Source organism: Pseudomonas sp. FG35, assembly GCF_057809295.1.
The window spans coordinates 114,643-129,720 of sequence record NZ_JBMDJR010000011.1 but is presented as its reverse complement, the minus strand read 5'-3'; the positions used below and the strand labels follow the sequence as shown (position 1 = coordinate 129,720).

General features: G+C 64.3%; 1 protein-coding gene (only partly in view). It reads right to left on the bottom strand.

Annotated features, from left to right (window positions below; genetic code table 11):
* Positions 1–15,078, bottom strand: partial view of a non-ribosomal peptide synthase/polyketide synthase gene (locus ACODTD_RS21640; protein WP_489105179.1) — the 5' portion only. The gene continues 1,887 nt to the left of window position 1, outside the view; 15,078 of the gene's 16,965 nt are visible here — the first part of the coding sequence; its start codon is at positions 15,076–15,078; its stop codon lies off the left edge, out of view.

The window sequence follows — 15,078 nt, the reverse complement described above, 5'->3', positions numbered from 1 at the left end:
CTCGCTGGAGAGCAACTCCAGTTGGCCCAACGCCAAAGCGCCGCCCTGCATCATCTGCGTCAGCAGGTTGTGCAAGTGTTCGCCCAGTCGCGCAATGTCGACTTCGGCAAAATGCGCACGGCCGTAGCTGAAGTGCAGCGACAGGGTGTCGCCCATGCTCACGGCGAGAGTCAACGGGTAGTTGGTCTGCTCGTGGTTGGTGACGTCGGTGAAGCGCAATCCGGCCGGCGCACCCTGTTGCATGGCCTCCGATACCGGGTAGTTCTCGAACACCAGAATGCTGTCGAACAGGGCGTCACCGCCCTTGCCGGCCCAGCGCTGGATCTCGAACAGCGGCGTGTGTTCGTGCTCGCGCAGGCTCAGGTTTTGCGTCTGCACGGTGTGCAACCACTGGCCGACACTCTGCTCGGCTCGCGGGGTGCCGATCACCGGCAAGGTGTTGATGAACAGCCCGATCTGCTGCTCGATGCCTTTGAGATCCGCCGGACGCCCGGCCACCGTTGCACCGAAGGCGACCGTGTCCTGACCGCTGTAGCGTTGCAGCAACAGCAGCCACGCCGCTTGCACCAGGGTGTTGAGGGTGACTTTCTGCTCACGGGCGAACTCGGCCAGTTGCCGGGTGGCAGCGGCATTCATGACGCGCTGATGATCGGCATACCCCGCGACGTCCATCAGGTCATCACGACGGGCGATGGCCTGAGTCAGACGGGTCGGCTCTTGCAGGTCGGCCAACTGGGTTTTCCAGAAAGACTCGCTGACGCTGCCGTCCTGACGTTGCAGCCAGGCGATGTAGTCGCGATAACGTCCCACCGATTGCGCCAGCGGCTGACCGCTGTAGCGGTGCAGCACTTCGCCCATCAACTGCGAGTTGCCCCAGCCATCCATCAGGATGTGATGGTTGGTGTAGATCAGGTGACAGGTGTCATCATCGATGCGCACCAGACACAGGCGCAGCAACGGCGCAGCGGTCAGTTCGAAGCCCCGTTTGCGCTCCTGCGCGGCCAGTGCGTCGAGGTCGGCCTGATAGTCACGGCGACCACGCCAGTCCTGCACGCTGAACGGCAGTTCGACCTGTTTATGCACCACCTGCACCGGACGCTCGCCCTGCCACAGGAATCCGCTGCGCAGTACGTCATGCGCCTGCAACGCTGCCTGCCAGGCAGCACGGAAGCGCTCGACATCCAGCCCCTGCACATCGGCGCGGGTCTGGTTGATGTAATCGCCGGCCTCTTCCTCGTACAGCGTGTGGAACAGCATGCCTTGCTGCATCGGCGACAGCGGATAGATGTCTTCGATCAGCGACGACGGCAGCGGCAACCCATCGAGTTGTGCCTGGCTCAGCGGCGCCAGCGGGAAGTCCGACGGCGTCACACCGTGCACGCCGTCGCGGCAGCAATGTTCGATCAGCGCCGTCAGTTCATCGGCGTAATCGTCGGCCAGGGCCTGCACGGTACCGCGCTCGAACATGCGTTCACTGAAGGTCCAGCCAAGGCTGAATTCGCCGCCATAAATGCCGCCGTTAAGGGTCAACGGACTGCTGAGCAAGGCGTCCAGGCTCTGCTCGGCACCGCGCGCTTCACTGGCTGGCGTGAACAGGGCGGCCTGCCCCGCGTCGAAGCTGCTGTCGAACTGCCCCAGGTAATTGAACGTGATCGCCGGTTGCGGCAAGGCACGCAGGGTTTCGCGTACCGCATCGCTGCCCAGATAACGCAACACACCGAAGCCGATGCCTTTGTTCGGGATGGCGCGCAGTTGCTCCTTGACCGCTTTGAGCGAAGCGCCGAGTTCGACGCCGGCAGTCAGCCTGACCGGGAACAGACTGGTGAACCAGCCGACGCTGCGGCTCAGGTCGATGTCGGCGAACAGGTCTTCGCGGCCATGGCCTTCGAGCTGAATCAGCGTCGAATCCTCGCCGGTCCAACGGCTGATCACCCGTGCCAGTGCGGTCAGCAACAGGTCGTTGACCTGGGTGCGGTAGGCCGCTGGCGCGTCTTGCAGCAGTTGGCGGGTCAGCTCGGCGCCGAGTCGGGTCTGCACCGTGTGTTCATGACGGCTCTGCAAGCTGCCATCGGCATGATCCACCGGCAACTGGCTGGACACGTTTTGCAGCTGTTCGAGCCAGTACGGTTGCTCGGCCAGCAGCGCTTCACTGCTTGCATAAGCGTGCAGGCGCTCGGCCCAGGTTTTGAACGCGCTGGTCCGGGCCGGCAGTTTCACCGGCTGAGCGTTGCTGATTTGCTGGTAAAGCCCTTGCAGGTCTTCCAGCAGAACACGCCACGAAACGCCGTCGACCACCAGGTGATGGATCACCAGCAACAGCCGCTGAGTACCGTCCGCCAGCGTCGCCAGCACCGCGCGCAACAACGGCCCGCCGAGGGCGAGGCTGCGTTGCGCTTCCAGGCCCAGCGCTTCGAGCTCGGCGGCGTCTGTGACCTGGGTTTGCCACAGCAGATCCTCCGGCAGCTCGTCGACCGCCAGGTGTTGCGCGGTCCATAGGCCGTTAACCGACACAAACGACAAGCGCAGTGCGTCGTGATGCTCGATCAACGCGTCGAGGGCAGCTTTCAGATGCGCAGCGTCCAGAGTCTGCGAGGTGTTGAGCAGCACCGACTGGTTCCAGTGATGCGGCTCGGCCACGCCTTCTTCGAAGAACTGCAACTGCGCCGGCAGCAACAGCGATGCACCGGTGACCGGCGACTGGTCGATGACAAAACCGCCCTCGCCGACCCGCGCGACGCTGGCCAGACCTTGAATGGTCTGGTGCTGGAACAGGTCTTTCGGACTGAAATGAATACCCGCCTGACGGGCGCGGCTGACCACTTGAATCGAGACGATCGAGTCACCGCCCAGTTCGAAGAAGTTGTCGGTCACACCGACTTGCGCCAGGCCCAGCACCGCTTGCCAGATGTCCACCAGCGTTTGCTCGGCGGCATTGGTGGCGGCCAGGTAATCCTGCTGCGCCTGCGCCGCGTCGGGTTTCGGCAACGCGTGACGATCGAGTTTTCCGTTGGGCGACAGCGGCATTTTTGCCAGGAACAACAGGTGTGTCGGCACCATGTAATCCGGCAGGGTTTGCTGAAGCTGCTCGCGCAATGCACGGCGCAGTTCGCTTTGCAGCTCGCTGTCAGACATGACCGGTTCGGCGTCGGTCGGCACCACGTAGGCCACCAGTTGCTGACCGCTTGGCCCGGCCACCGCCATCACCAGCGTTTCGCGGACGGTGGGGGCATCCAGCAGACGCGCTTCGATTTCACCCAGTTCGATACGGAAACCGCGAATCTTCACCTGATGGTCGACACGGCCGATGTACTCGATCACCCCGTCGGCCCGGAACCGCGCCAGGTCACCGGTGCGATACAGACGTGCCCCCGGCTGCACCGAGAACGGGTCGGGCATGAAGCGCTCGGCGCTCAGGTCCGGACGGTTGAAATAACCGCGAGCGAGCAATTCGCCGCCGATCATCAGCTCGCCCACCGCGCCGACCGGCACCGGTTGGCCGGCAATGTCCAGCAGGTAGATGGAACGGCCCGGCAACGCCGAACCGATCGGCAAGGTCGATGGCGTCGGCTCGGCACCGGTCACGTAGTCGCCACAATCCAGCGACGTGGCAGTCACGGTGGCTTCGGTCGGGCCGTAGGTGTTGAGCAAACGAACGTGGGCCAGACCGGCCTTGTTCCAGGCCGCCATGCCTTCGGGCGGCATCGCTTCACCGCCGGCATGCACCTGACGCAAAACGCCGTAGTCACGTGGGCCGACTTCGGCGAAGTCCTTGGCCAGCATGCCCCAGTAGGCGGTGGTCAGGTCGATCACGCTGATGCGCTTGTCGAGCATCTCGCTGTACAGGGTTTCGCTGTCCCAGATCTCGGTGCCGCGCAGCACCACCGAAGCACCGGTGATCAGCGCCGGGTAAAGCTGTTCGACGAAACCGTCGAAGTTGAACGTCGAGAATTGCAGCACGCAGTCCTGCGCGGTCAACGCCATCAGGTCCACGGTCACGCAGGCGTGCTTGGTCAGCGACGCCTGATTGATCCCCACGCCTTTCGGACGCCCGGTGGAGCCCGAGGTGAACATCACGTAAGCGAGATTATCGGCCAGGGTCAGGTTCGGCAGATCAGCGCTTTGGAGCTGCTCTGGTTGACGATCAACACACAGCACCTCGACGCCTGCGACCTGCGGCAGACGCTCCAGCAAATGGCTCTGGCTCAGCAAAAGGAGCAGGCCGCTGTCTTCGATCATGCAGGTCAGGCGATCACCCGGGTATTGCGGGTCCAGCGGCACATAGGCGCCGCCGGCCTTGAGCACCGCCAGCAGGCTGACAATCATCTCCAGCGAACGCTCGACCGCGATCCCCACCAGCACGTCAGGACCGACGCCGCGCTGACGCAAGGTGTGCGCCAGACGGTTGGCCTGCTGGTTGAGTGCGGCGTACGTCAGATGTTGATCGGCAAAGTACAGCGCGACCTGATCCGGCGCCCGTTGCACTTGCTGTTCGAACAATTGATGCACATGCAGCGCAGTCGGGTAGTGCCCGGCGCAATAGCCCCAATCGTTGAGTGCCAGCTCACGTGCAGCCGCATCGAGCAGTTGCAGGTCGCCCAGGCAACGTTGATCGGAACCGGCGGCCATCTGCATCAGCACGTGGTTCAACTGCGCGCCCAACTGCTCGACGGTGGCGTCGGCAAAGTGCTCGCGGTCAAAGCTGTAATGCACTTCCAGCGTGCCTTCCAGGCTTACGCCCAGGGTCAGCGGGTAGTTGGTCTGTTCGTGGTTGGCCACCGGGCCGAAGCGCAGACCTTGCGGTGCGCCCTGCTCCAGCGCCTGGGCAATCGGGTAGTTTTCGAACACCAGAATGTTGTCGAACAGCGCTTCACCGCCCTGCCCGGCCCAGCGCTGGATATCGAACAGCGCGGTGTGTTCGAACTCGCGCAGCGCGAGGTTTTGCGCCTGCACCGCTTGCAGCCAGCTGCCGAGCGATTGCTCGGGCCGTGGGCTGGCGATCACTGGCAAGGTGTTGATGAACAGACCAATCTGTTGCTCGATTCCCGGCAAGTCCGCCGGACGCCCCGCCACGGTGGCGCCGAACGCGACGCTGGCCTTGCCGGTGTAGCGTTGCAGCACCAGCAGCCATGCGGCCTGAACGAGGGTGTTGACGGTGACTTTGGAAGCCCGGGCGAACTCACCCAGACGAGCAGTCTGCTCGCTGTCCAGCACGCGATAATGGTCGCCGTAGCCTTGCACCGCCGGCGCATCTTTCGGCCGGGCGATGGCGTGAGCCAGGCGCGTCGGCTCGTCCAGCGTGCGCAACGCCGGCAGCCAGAACGCCTCGCTCGCCGCCGCGTCCTGACGCTGCAACCAGCCGATGTAATCGCCGTAGCGACCTGCGTGCGCGGCACTGAACTTGCCGCTGTAGCGTTGCAGCACTTCGCCGAGCAACTGCGAGTTGCTCCAGCCATCCATCAGGATGTGGTGGTTGGTGTAGATCAAGTGATGACGCTGATCATCAATACGTACGATCACCAGACGCAGCAGGGTCGACGCATTCAGGTCCAGGCTCTGACGCTCGGCGTCAGCCAGGGTCTGCAACGCGTCTTCCCGCTGCGGCTGTGCACGCCAATCGTGCAGGCTGTAAGGCATTTGCGCGTGCTTGCTGACCACTTGCACCGGCGCATCCAGCTCGCCCTGCCAGACGAACCGCGTACGCAGAATGTCGTGCGCATCGACGGCGGCCTGCCAGGCCTGATGGAAACGCTCGGGGTCGAGGCCTTCGACGTCCAGGCGCATCTGGTTGATGTAGTTGCCGGTGGACTCTTCATACACCGCGTGAAACAGCATGCCCTGCTGCATCGGCGACAGCGGATAAACGTCTTCGATCGACTGCGGCGCCAGCGGCAAGCCGTCCAGTTGAGCCTGGCTCAAGCGCGCCAGCGGGAAGTCCGACGGCGTGACCCCGTGATGACCGGCCTGGCAGCAATGCGCGATCAGCGCTTGCAGTTCCTGGGCGTAATCATCGGCCAGACGCTGAATCGTTGCCTCATCGAACATCTCATGGCTGAACGTCCAGCCCAGGTTCAGTTCGCCGCCATACACCTGGCCGTTGAGCGCCAACTGGTTGGCCAGCGGCGCATTGGCATCCAGCTCATCGCCCGCCGCTTCGCTGGACGGCACGAACAGCGCGCCATCGGCGGCGTCGAAGCTGCCGTCGAACTGGCCCAGGTAGTTGAAGGTCAGGCGCGGAACCGGCAGCTGCGCGAGGGCGGCACGATCCGCCTCCTCGCCCAGATACGCCAGCGCACCGAAACCGATGCCTTTGTTGGGGATCGCGCGCAGTTGCTCCTTGATCTGTTTCAGCGACGCGCCCAGCCCTGCCACCGGCGTCAGTCTGGCCGGGTACACGGTGGTGAACCAGCCCACGGTGCGGGTCAGGTCGAGGCTGTCGAACAGCTCTTCACGGCCATGGCCTTCGAGTTGAATCAGCGCACTGTCGGCGCCTGTCCAGCGCACCATCACGCGGGCCAGTGCGGTCAACAGCAGGTCATTGACCTGGGTGCGATAGGCCGCCGGAGCGTCCTGCAACAACTGACGGGTCAGGGCCTTGTCCAGACGGGTACGCACGGTCAGCGCGTGACGGTTTTGCAGACCACCGTCGGCGTTGTCCAGCGGCAGCGCGACATCGGCGCCTTGAAGCTGCTCCTGCCAATACGCCAGTTCGGCGCGCAGCTCGCTGCTGCGGGCGTAGGTCTGCAGGTGCTCGGCCCAGGCCTTGGCGGCGCTGGTTTTAGCCGGCAATTGCAGGGACTCACCCGCTGCAATCTGCCGGTAAGCGCTTTGCAGATCATCGAACAGAATCCGCCACGACACGCCGTCCACCACCAGGTGATGGATCGCCAGCAACAACCGCTGGCTGCCGTCGTCGAGGTTCGCCAGCACTGCACGCAGCAGCGGCCCGGCTTGCAGATCGAGGCTGCGTTGCGCCTCGTTGGCCACCGCTTCCAGCGCGGCGCCATCGGCCACATCGACAGTCCACAGCAGAGCGTCGTCACGGCTGTCGACGTCGCGGTACTCGGCGTGCCAGCCATCGGCCTGCTCGACGAAACTCAGGCGCAAAGCATCGTGGTGCGCGACCAGCGCGTTCAGCGCCTGCTCCAGCGCCGCCGCCTGCACCAGCTGAGTCGGCTTGAGCATCACCGCCTGGTTCCAGTGCTGACGCTCGGGGATGTCCTGTTCGAAGAAGGCCTGCTGCACCGCCAGCAACGGCAGCGCGCCAGTCACCGGGCCCTGATCGATCGCTTGCGCCTGCTCGCCCACTTTGGCCACCGCCGCCAGTGCAGCAATGGTCTGGTGCTGGAACAGGTCTTTCGGCGTGAAGCGGATCCCGGCCTGCCGCGCACGACTGACCACCTGGATCGAGATGATCGAATCGCCACCCAGCTCGAAGAAGTTGTCGCTGACACCCACCTGCTGAAGCTTCAGCACGTCCTGCCAGATCGTCGCCAGGTGCTGCTCCAGCACGGTTTGCGGCGCGACGTAGGCTTGTTGCAGTTGGCTGACATCCGGTTTCGGCAGGTTCTTGCGGTCGAGTTTGCCGTTCGGCGTCAGCGGCATGCGTTCCAGACGCAGCACGTAGGCCGGCACCATGTGCGCCGGTAGCGTGGCTTTGAGTTGCTCGCGCAGGTCTTCGGCGAAATCCTCGCGGGCCGAATCACCGACCACGTAGGCCACCAGACGCTTGCCGCTGCCGGCGCTGCCTTCCTGGGCCACGACCACCGCTTCGCGCACGCCGTCGAGGGCTTGCAGGCAGGCTTCGATTTCCCCCAGTTCGATCCGGAAACCACGGATCTTCACCTGATTGTCGATGCGATCCAGGTAGTCGAAAGTGCCGTCGGCGCGCTGGCGCACCAGGTCGCCGGTGCGGTACAGCAAACCGCCGGTGTGGCTGAACGGATCCGCGACGAAACGCTCCGCCGTCAGCCCCGGACGGTTGAGGTAACCGCGCGCCAGGCCCGTGCCGCCAAGGTACAACTCACCGGCCATGCCTTGCGGCAACAGGTTCAGATCGGCGTCAAGCACATAGGCGCTGCGGTCGCCGATACGGCTGCCGATCGGCGCGTAGGCTGCACCGCACGGCACTTCGCGGCCGGCCTTCCAGATCAGCGGCGTGACCACGGTTTCGGTCGGCCCGTAACCGTTGATGATGTAGTCCGGATCAAGGGCGCGTTTGACCCGTTCGAAACTGGCGCTCGGCACCGCGTCACCGCCGAAGCAGTAAATGCGCACCTTGGGTGGATGACCCTCGCGCTCGGCGTGTTCGGCCAGTTGTTGCAAGTACACCGGCGGGAACGCGACCACGGTCACGCCGTGTTCGCGCATTGCGTTGTACGTCTGCTCCGGGGTCCACAGCGTGTCGTCGCGGATGAGCAGCGAGGCACCGTGGGTCAGGCTGGTCAGCCAGCGCTCGTGGGCACCGTCGAAGGCGAACGACATGAAGTGGAATTCGCAGTCGCTGTCACGCATTTCATAACGCTGACCGATGGCCTGGCAGTGCATCGCCAGCGGACCGTGGGCAACGCTGACACCCTTCGGATTGCCGGTAGAACCGGAGGTGTAAATCACGTAGGCGAGGTTGTCCGGATCGAGCTGCACCTGCGGTGCCTTGATCGGCCACTCGCGCAAGTCGAGGCGGTCCAGTTCCAGCACCGGTACCGATTCGGCGACCGGCAGTTGCGCCGACACCGGCGAATCGCTGATCAGCAGCGCCAGCCCCGAATCCTCGATCAGGTACGCCAGACGCTCGCGCGGATAGCTGGTGTCCAGCGGCACATAGGCACCGCCCGCCTTGAGCACGGCCAGCAAGGCAACGATCACTGATTCGCTGCGCGGCAAGGCTACGCCGACCCGGGTTTCGGCACCGACACCGCGTGCAATCAGCGCGTGGGCCAGTTGATTGGCGCGCTGATCGATCTCGCCATAGCTGAAGTGCTGGCCGTTGAAAATCACCGCCGTGCGCTGCGGACGCTCAGCGGCCAGGGCGCTGATCCGCTGGTGCACAGCGATGTCCACCGGGTACGGCTGCGGGTGGTTATCGGCTTGTTGGCGGGCGTGTTCGCCGGCATCGGCCAGGGCAATTTCACCGAGGCTGCGCTCGGCCGACACAGCAAACTGCTCCAGCAATTGCAGCAGGTGCGCGCTGATGCCTTCGATGGCAGCGGGGGCGAAATGACCACGGTCGAAGCTGTAGTGCAGCGCCAGTTGTTCACCGAGCGTGACGGCGACGCTCAACGCATAGTGAGTCTGTTCCAGGTTGGCGACTTCGCCGAACACCACGCCCTGATCGGCGCCTTGCTTCAGGGCCTGGGCAATCGGGTAGTTTTCGAACACCAGAATGTTGTCGAACAGCGCTTCACCGCCCTGCCCGGCCCAACGCTGAATGTCCGCCAGCGGCGTGTGCTCGAAATCGCGCAGGCCGAGGTTCTGCGCCTGCACGGTTTGCAGCCAGTGGCCCACGCGTTGATCGGGACGCGGCGCACCGATCACTGGCAAGGTGTTGATGAACAGTCCGACTTGCTGCTCGATACCCGGCAAGTCCGCCGGACGCCCGGCGACCGTGGCCCCGAACGCCACCGCTTCGTGACCGGTGTAGCGTTGCAGCAACAGCAGCCACGCGGCCTGGATCAAGGTGTTGACGGTGACTTTCTGCTGGCGGGCGAAGGTTTCCAGCACACGGGTTTGCGCCACGTCGAGGGTCTGGAAGTGATCGCCGTGACCGCTCTGGCCGTCGCTGGTCGAGGCCACACGGGCCAGACGGGTCGGCTCTTGCAGGGCGGCCAGTTGCTCGCCCCAGAAGTTTTCGCTGAGTCGAGCGTCCTGACGTTGCAACCAGGCAATGTAGTCGCGATAGCGGCCGCCGGCATTCGCCGGAATCTGCCCGCTGTAGCGCTGCAACACCTCACCGAGCAACTGCGAGTTGCTCCAGCCGTCCATCAGGATGTGGTGATGGGTGTAGATCAGATGCCACTGCTCGGCGCCGGTCTGCACCAGCACCAGACGCAGCAACGGCGCGCAGGTCAGGTCGAAACCTTGTTGGCGCTCGGCATCGGCCAGCGCCGCGAGGGCTTGTGGCTGATCATCACGGGTGCGCCAGTCCAGCGACGTGAACGGCAACTGCACCTGTTTGTGGACGATTTGCACCGGCTCGGCCAACTCGCCCTGCCAGACAAACCCGCTGCGCAGGATGTCCTGAGCATCTACAGTGGCTTGCCACGCATCGCGGAAACGTTGTGGATCGATGCCTTGAACGTCGACGCGCATCTGGTTGATGTACTCGCCCGCCGCTTGCTCGTACAGGGTATGGAACAGCAGGCCCTGCTGCATCGGCGACAGCGGATAGAGATCCTCCAGTTCACCGGCCGGCACCGGCAGCGCATCGAGTTGCGCCTGGGTCACCCGTGCCAGCGGGAAGTCCGACGGCGTCGCTTGCGGCGCTTCGAGCGCACAGCAATGGTCGATCAGGGCATTGAGTTCAAGGGCGTATTGATCCGCCAGTTGCTGCACGGTCGCCGTGTCGAACATCTCCCGGCTGAAGCCCCAGTTCAGCGCCAGCTCGCCGCCGTACACCTGGCCTTCGACCGTCAGCCAGTTGGCCAGCGGCGCCGACGGATCCTGCGCTTCCCCCCCCCCTTCACCGGACGGCACAAACAGTGCCGCTTCATCGAACTGACGGTCGAACTGGCCGAGGTAGTTGAAGGTGATGCGCGGTTTGACGTCGCTGTTCAGCGACGCCGCCGTTTGCGCGTCCGCCAGATAACGCAGTGCGCCGTAGCTCAGGCCTTTGTCCGGCACGGCACGCAGTTGTTCCTTGATGGCCTTGATCGAAGCGCCCAGGTTGTCCGCCGGGCGAAGATTGACTGGGAACAGGCTGGTGAACCAGCCAAGGGTGCGGGTCAGGTCGATGTCATCGAACAGGTCTTCGCGACCGTGACCTTCCAGTTGAATCAGGGTGCTGGCCTGGCCGCTCCAGCGGCAGACCACGCGGGCCAGCGCGGTCAGCAGCAGGTCGTTGACCTGGGTGCGATAGGCCGCCGGAGCCTGTTGCAGCAACTTGCGGGTCTGCTCGGCGCTGAGCTTGAGCTCAACCTTGTCTTCGAAACGGTTTTCCAGTGCGCCGTCAGGACGCTCGCAAGGCAGTTCGGCACGCGGTGCGTCACGCAGCTGCGCCTGCCAGTAATCGAGGCTTTCGGCGAAAGTCGGCAGGTGTCCTTGCAGGCGTGCGACCCACTGCTGATACGAACTGGTCTTGCCCGGCAAGGCGCTGGCCGCGCCGCTCAGGGCCTGGGTGTAAGCAGCTTGCAGGTCTTCCAGCAACACGCGCCACGACACGCCGTCGATCACCAGGTGATGCGCAACCAGCAGCAGACGCTGGCCGCCATCGGCCATATTCACCAGCATCGAGCGCAACAATGGCCCATTGCTCAGGTCCAGACTGCGCTGAGCTTCATCGCACAAGGCCTTGAGATCTTCCTGCGATTGCGCGCTGCGCTGCCACAACACCGACTCGCTGGTTGGCGCAGCGTACGCCTGCTGCCAGCCCTCGGCAGTCGATTCGTAGCGCAGGCGCAGCGCGTCGTGATGGTTGAGCAACTGACTCAGCGCGCGCTCCAGCGCGCCAGCGTCCACAGGCTGTTGCGCCGCCAGCAACAGCGACTGGTTCCAGTGCTGACGCTGAGGAATGTCCTGTTCGAAGAACCACTGCTGAACCGGTGCCAGCGCCACGGCGCCCACGGCCGGGCCTTGGTCGATCAGCGTCTGTTGGCCCTGACGGGCGACTTGCGCCAGGCTACGGATAGTCTGGTGCTGGAACAGTTCTTTGGGGCTCAGCACGATCCCGGCCTGACGGGCACGGCTGACCACTTGCATCGACACAATGGAGTCGCCGCCCAGTTCGAAGAAGTTGTCTTCGAGGCCGACGTTTTCAATCGACAACACGTCCTGCCAGATCGCCGCCAGGGCTTTTTCCAGGGCGCTGCGGGGCGCCACGTGTTCGCGTTGTTGCTGGCTGCCATCGACGGCCGGCAACGCCTTGCGATCGAGTTTGCCGTTGGGCGTCAGCGGCAATTGCTCGAGGAACAGCAGGTACGCCGGCACCATGTAGTCCGGCAAATGTCGGCGCAGCGCCGCTTTCAGGGTTTCGCGCAGGCTTGCCTGGGCATCGGCATCCGCCGCCAGCACGGCCGCGTCGGTCGGCACGATGTAGGCCACCAATTGCTGGCCGCTGGCGCCTTCCTGAGCCAGCACCGCCAGCTCGCGCACCGCGCCCTGCTGCAACAGCCGCGCTTCGATTTCGCCGAGTTCGATGCGGAAGCCGCGCACCTTCACCTGATGGTCGATCCGGCCAACGTATTGCAGCGCGCCATCGGCCTGATAACGGGTCAGGTCGCCGGTGCGGTACAGCCGCTCGCCATTGCTGGCGAATGGATTGGGCACGTACTTCTCGGCGGTCATCGCCGCGCGGCCCAGATAGCCACGGGTGATGCCAGCCCCCGCCAGATACAGTTCGGCTGCCGCGCCTTGCGGCACCGGTTGCAGATCGGCGTCCAGCAGATAGCTGGCGGTGCCGGTCAGTGGTCGACCGATGCTCGGCGTACCGCCCGCCGCACGACGGGTCCAGGTGGAATACGTAGTGTCCTCCGACGGGCCGTACAGGTCGTAGACGTGCTCGACGCTGGCCTGCTGATACAGCGCTTCCACCAGGCTTTGCTTCAGCGGCTCGCCCGCGAGGTTGATGATGCGCACGCTCGACGGGATCGCACCGTCGCGCTGCAAGGCATTGATCGCCGAAGGCACGGTGTTGATCAACCGCACCTGATCGCGCGCCGGCAGTTGCGGCAACTCCAGGGCATTGCGCGCGATGATCAGCGAGCCGCCGTTGGCGAGGGTGACAAACAGCTCCCACACAGACAGGTCGAAACACACCGACGTCGACGCCAGCACACCTTGAATGTCATCGCGGCTGTAGACCGTGCGCGACCAGTCGATCAAGGCCTGCACGTTGCGGTGCGCGATGGCCACGCCTTTCGGTTTGCCGGTGGAGCCGGAGGTGTAGATCACGTAGGCGAGGTTGTCCGGTGTCACCGCCGTGACGGGCGCACGGGACGGATACGCCGCCAGTTCTGCGCCGATCCGGTCCAGCAACAGCACCTGGGTTTCGGCGCTGACGGAGAGGGTCTCGGCCACGGCGTGCTCGGTCAGCAGCACCAGCGCGCGGCTGTCTTCAAGCATGTAGGCAACACGATCCGCCGGATAATCCGGGTCCAGGGGAACATAGGCGCCGCCGGCCTTGAGCACCGCCAGCAATGCCACCAGCAGGCTGTCGGAACGCTGCATGGCAACGCCGACCCGGACTTCCGGACTGACGCCGCACTCGATCAGTTTGTGCGCCAGCGCATTGGCCCGCGCATCGATCTCGGCATAGGTGAAGGTTCGCTCGCCAAAGGTCACGGCCAGCGCGTCCGGCTGGGCGGCAACCTGTTGCTCGATCAAGCGATGGATGCTCGACGCCTCGGCAGTGCCGGCGTCCACGCTGTTCCAGTCGAACACCATGCGTTGGTATTCAGCCGCTTCCAGCAGCGGCAGATCGCTGATGCGCTGATTGCTGTTCTGCACCATGCCACGCAACAGGTTCAACCAGTGCTGCGCCATGCGCGTGATGGTCTGCGGGTCGAACAGATCGTTGGCGTAAGTCAGCGCGGCGTGCAGTCTGCCGCCCTTCTCGTAGGTGTCCAGGGTCAGATCGAACTGGGTGGTGCGCCCCTGCCATTCGATGACGCCCAGCTCCAGCCCGGAAGCCGTGCTCACGGTGCTGATGTCGGCGACTTGCGGCTGATGGTTGTACATCACCTGGAACAGCGGCGTGTGGCTGAGGCTGCGTTCCAGTTTCAGCGCTTCGACCAGCCGCTCGAACGGCAAGTCCTGATGAGCCTGGGCACCGAGTGCGGTCTCTTTGACGGCACGCAACAGATCAGCGACGCGCGTCTGTCCGTCCAGTTCGGTACGCAATACCTGGGTGTTGACGAAGAAGCCGATCAGGCCTTCGATTTCCCCCCGGTTACGGTTGGCGATCGGCACGCCGACGCGAATGTCCGACTGCCCGGTGTAGCGATGCAGCAGCACATTGAAGGCGCCAAGCAGCAACATGAACAAAGTGATGTTGTGCTGTTGGGCGCTGCTGCGCAGTTGTTCCGCGAGCGCGCCGTCGATAGTGAATTCATACCGCGTGCCGCGATAGCTCGACATCGCCGGGCGCGGGTGATCGGTTGGCAACTCCAGCACCGGGTGCTCATTGCCCAGTTGCGCCTGCCAGTATTCCAGCTGCCGGGCCTGCTCGCCCGCCTCCAGCCAGCGGCGCTGCCACAGTGCGTAGTCGCTGTACTGGATCGGCAACGGCGCCAGTTGCGGCGACTGGCCGGCTTCATGGGCGTCATAGCAACGGATGAATTCGTCGATCAGCACGTTCATCGACCAGCCATCGGAAACGATGTGGTGCAGGGTCAACAGCAGCACGTGCTCCTGTTCGTCGAGCTTGAGCAACTTGACCCGCAGCAGCGGGCCGACGGCCAGATCGAACGGTTGCAAGGATTGTTGCTGAGCGGCGTCGGCCACCGCGACTTCGCGCTCGGGCGCGGCGAGACCGCGGAAATCCACGTGTTCGATCACCAGCGGCGCTTCGGCCGGCACTTGCAGCAGGCTGTCGTCGGCCTGCCGCTGGAACACCGTGCGCAGGGTTTCGTGGCGCGCCACCAGGCTGGCAAACGCCGCGTCGAGGGCGGCCAGGCTCAGGCGCCCCGTCAGGCGCACCGCACCGGGCAAGTTGTAGGCGCCGCTGTGCGGGTCCAGCTGCCAGAGAAACCACATACGCTGCTGCGCGTAGGACAGCGCCTGCCGATCATCGGCCTCGACCCCTTGAGGTATCGGAAAACGGGCGAAATCCACGCCCTCCTTGTGCAGGGCCGCGAGGAACATCTGGCGCTTTTCCAGGGGCAACCCGATAAACCGGCGAGCAAGTTTCAAGGAGTCTTCAGCATTCAT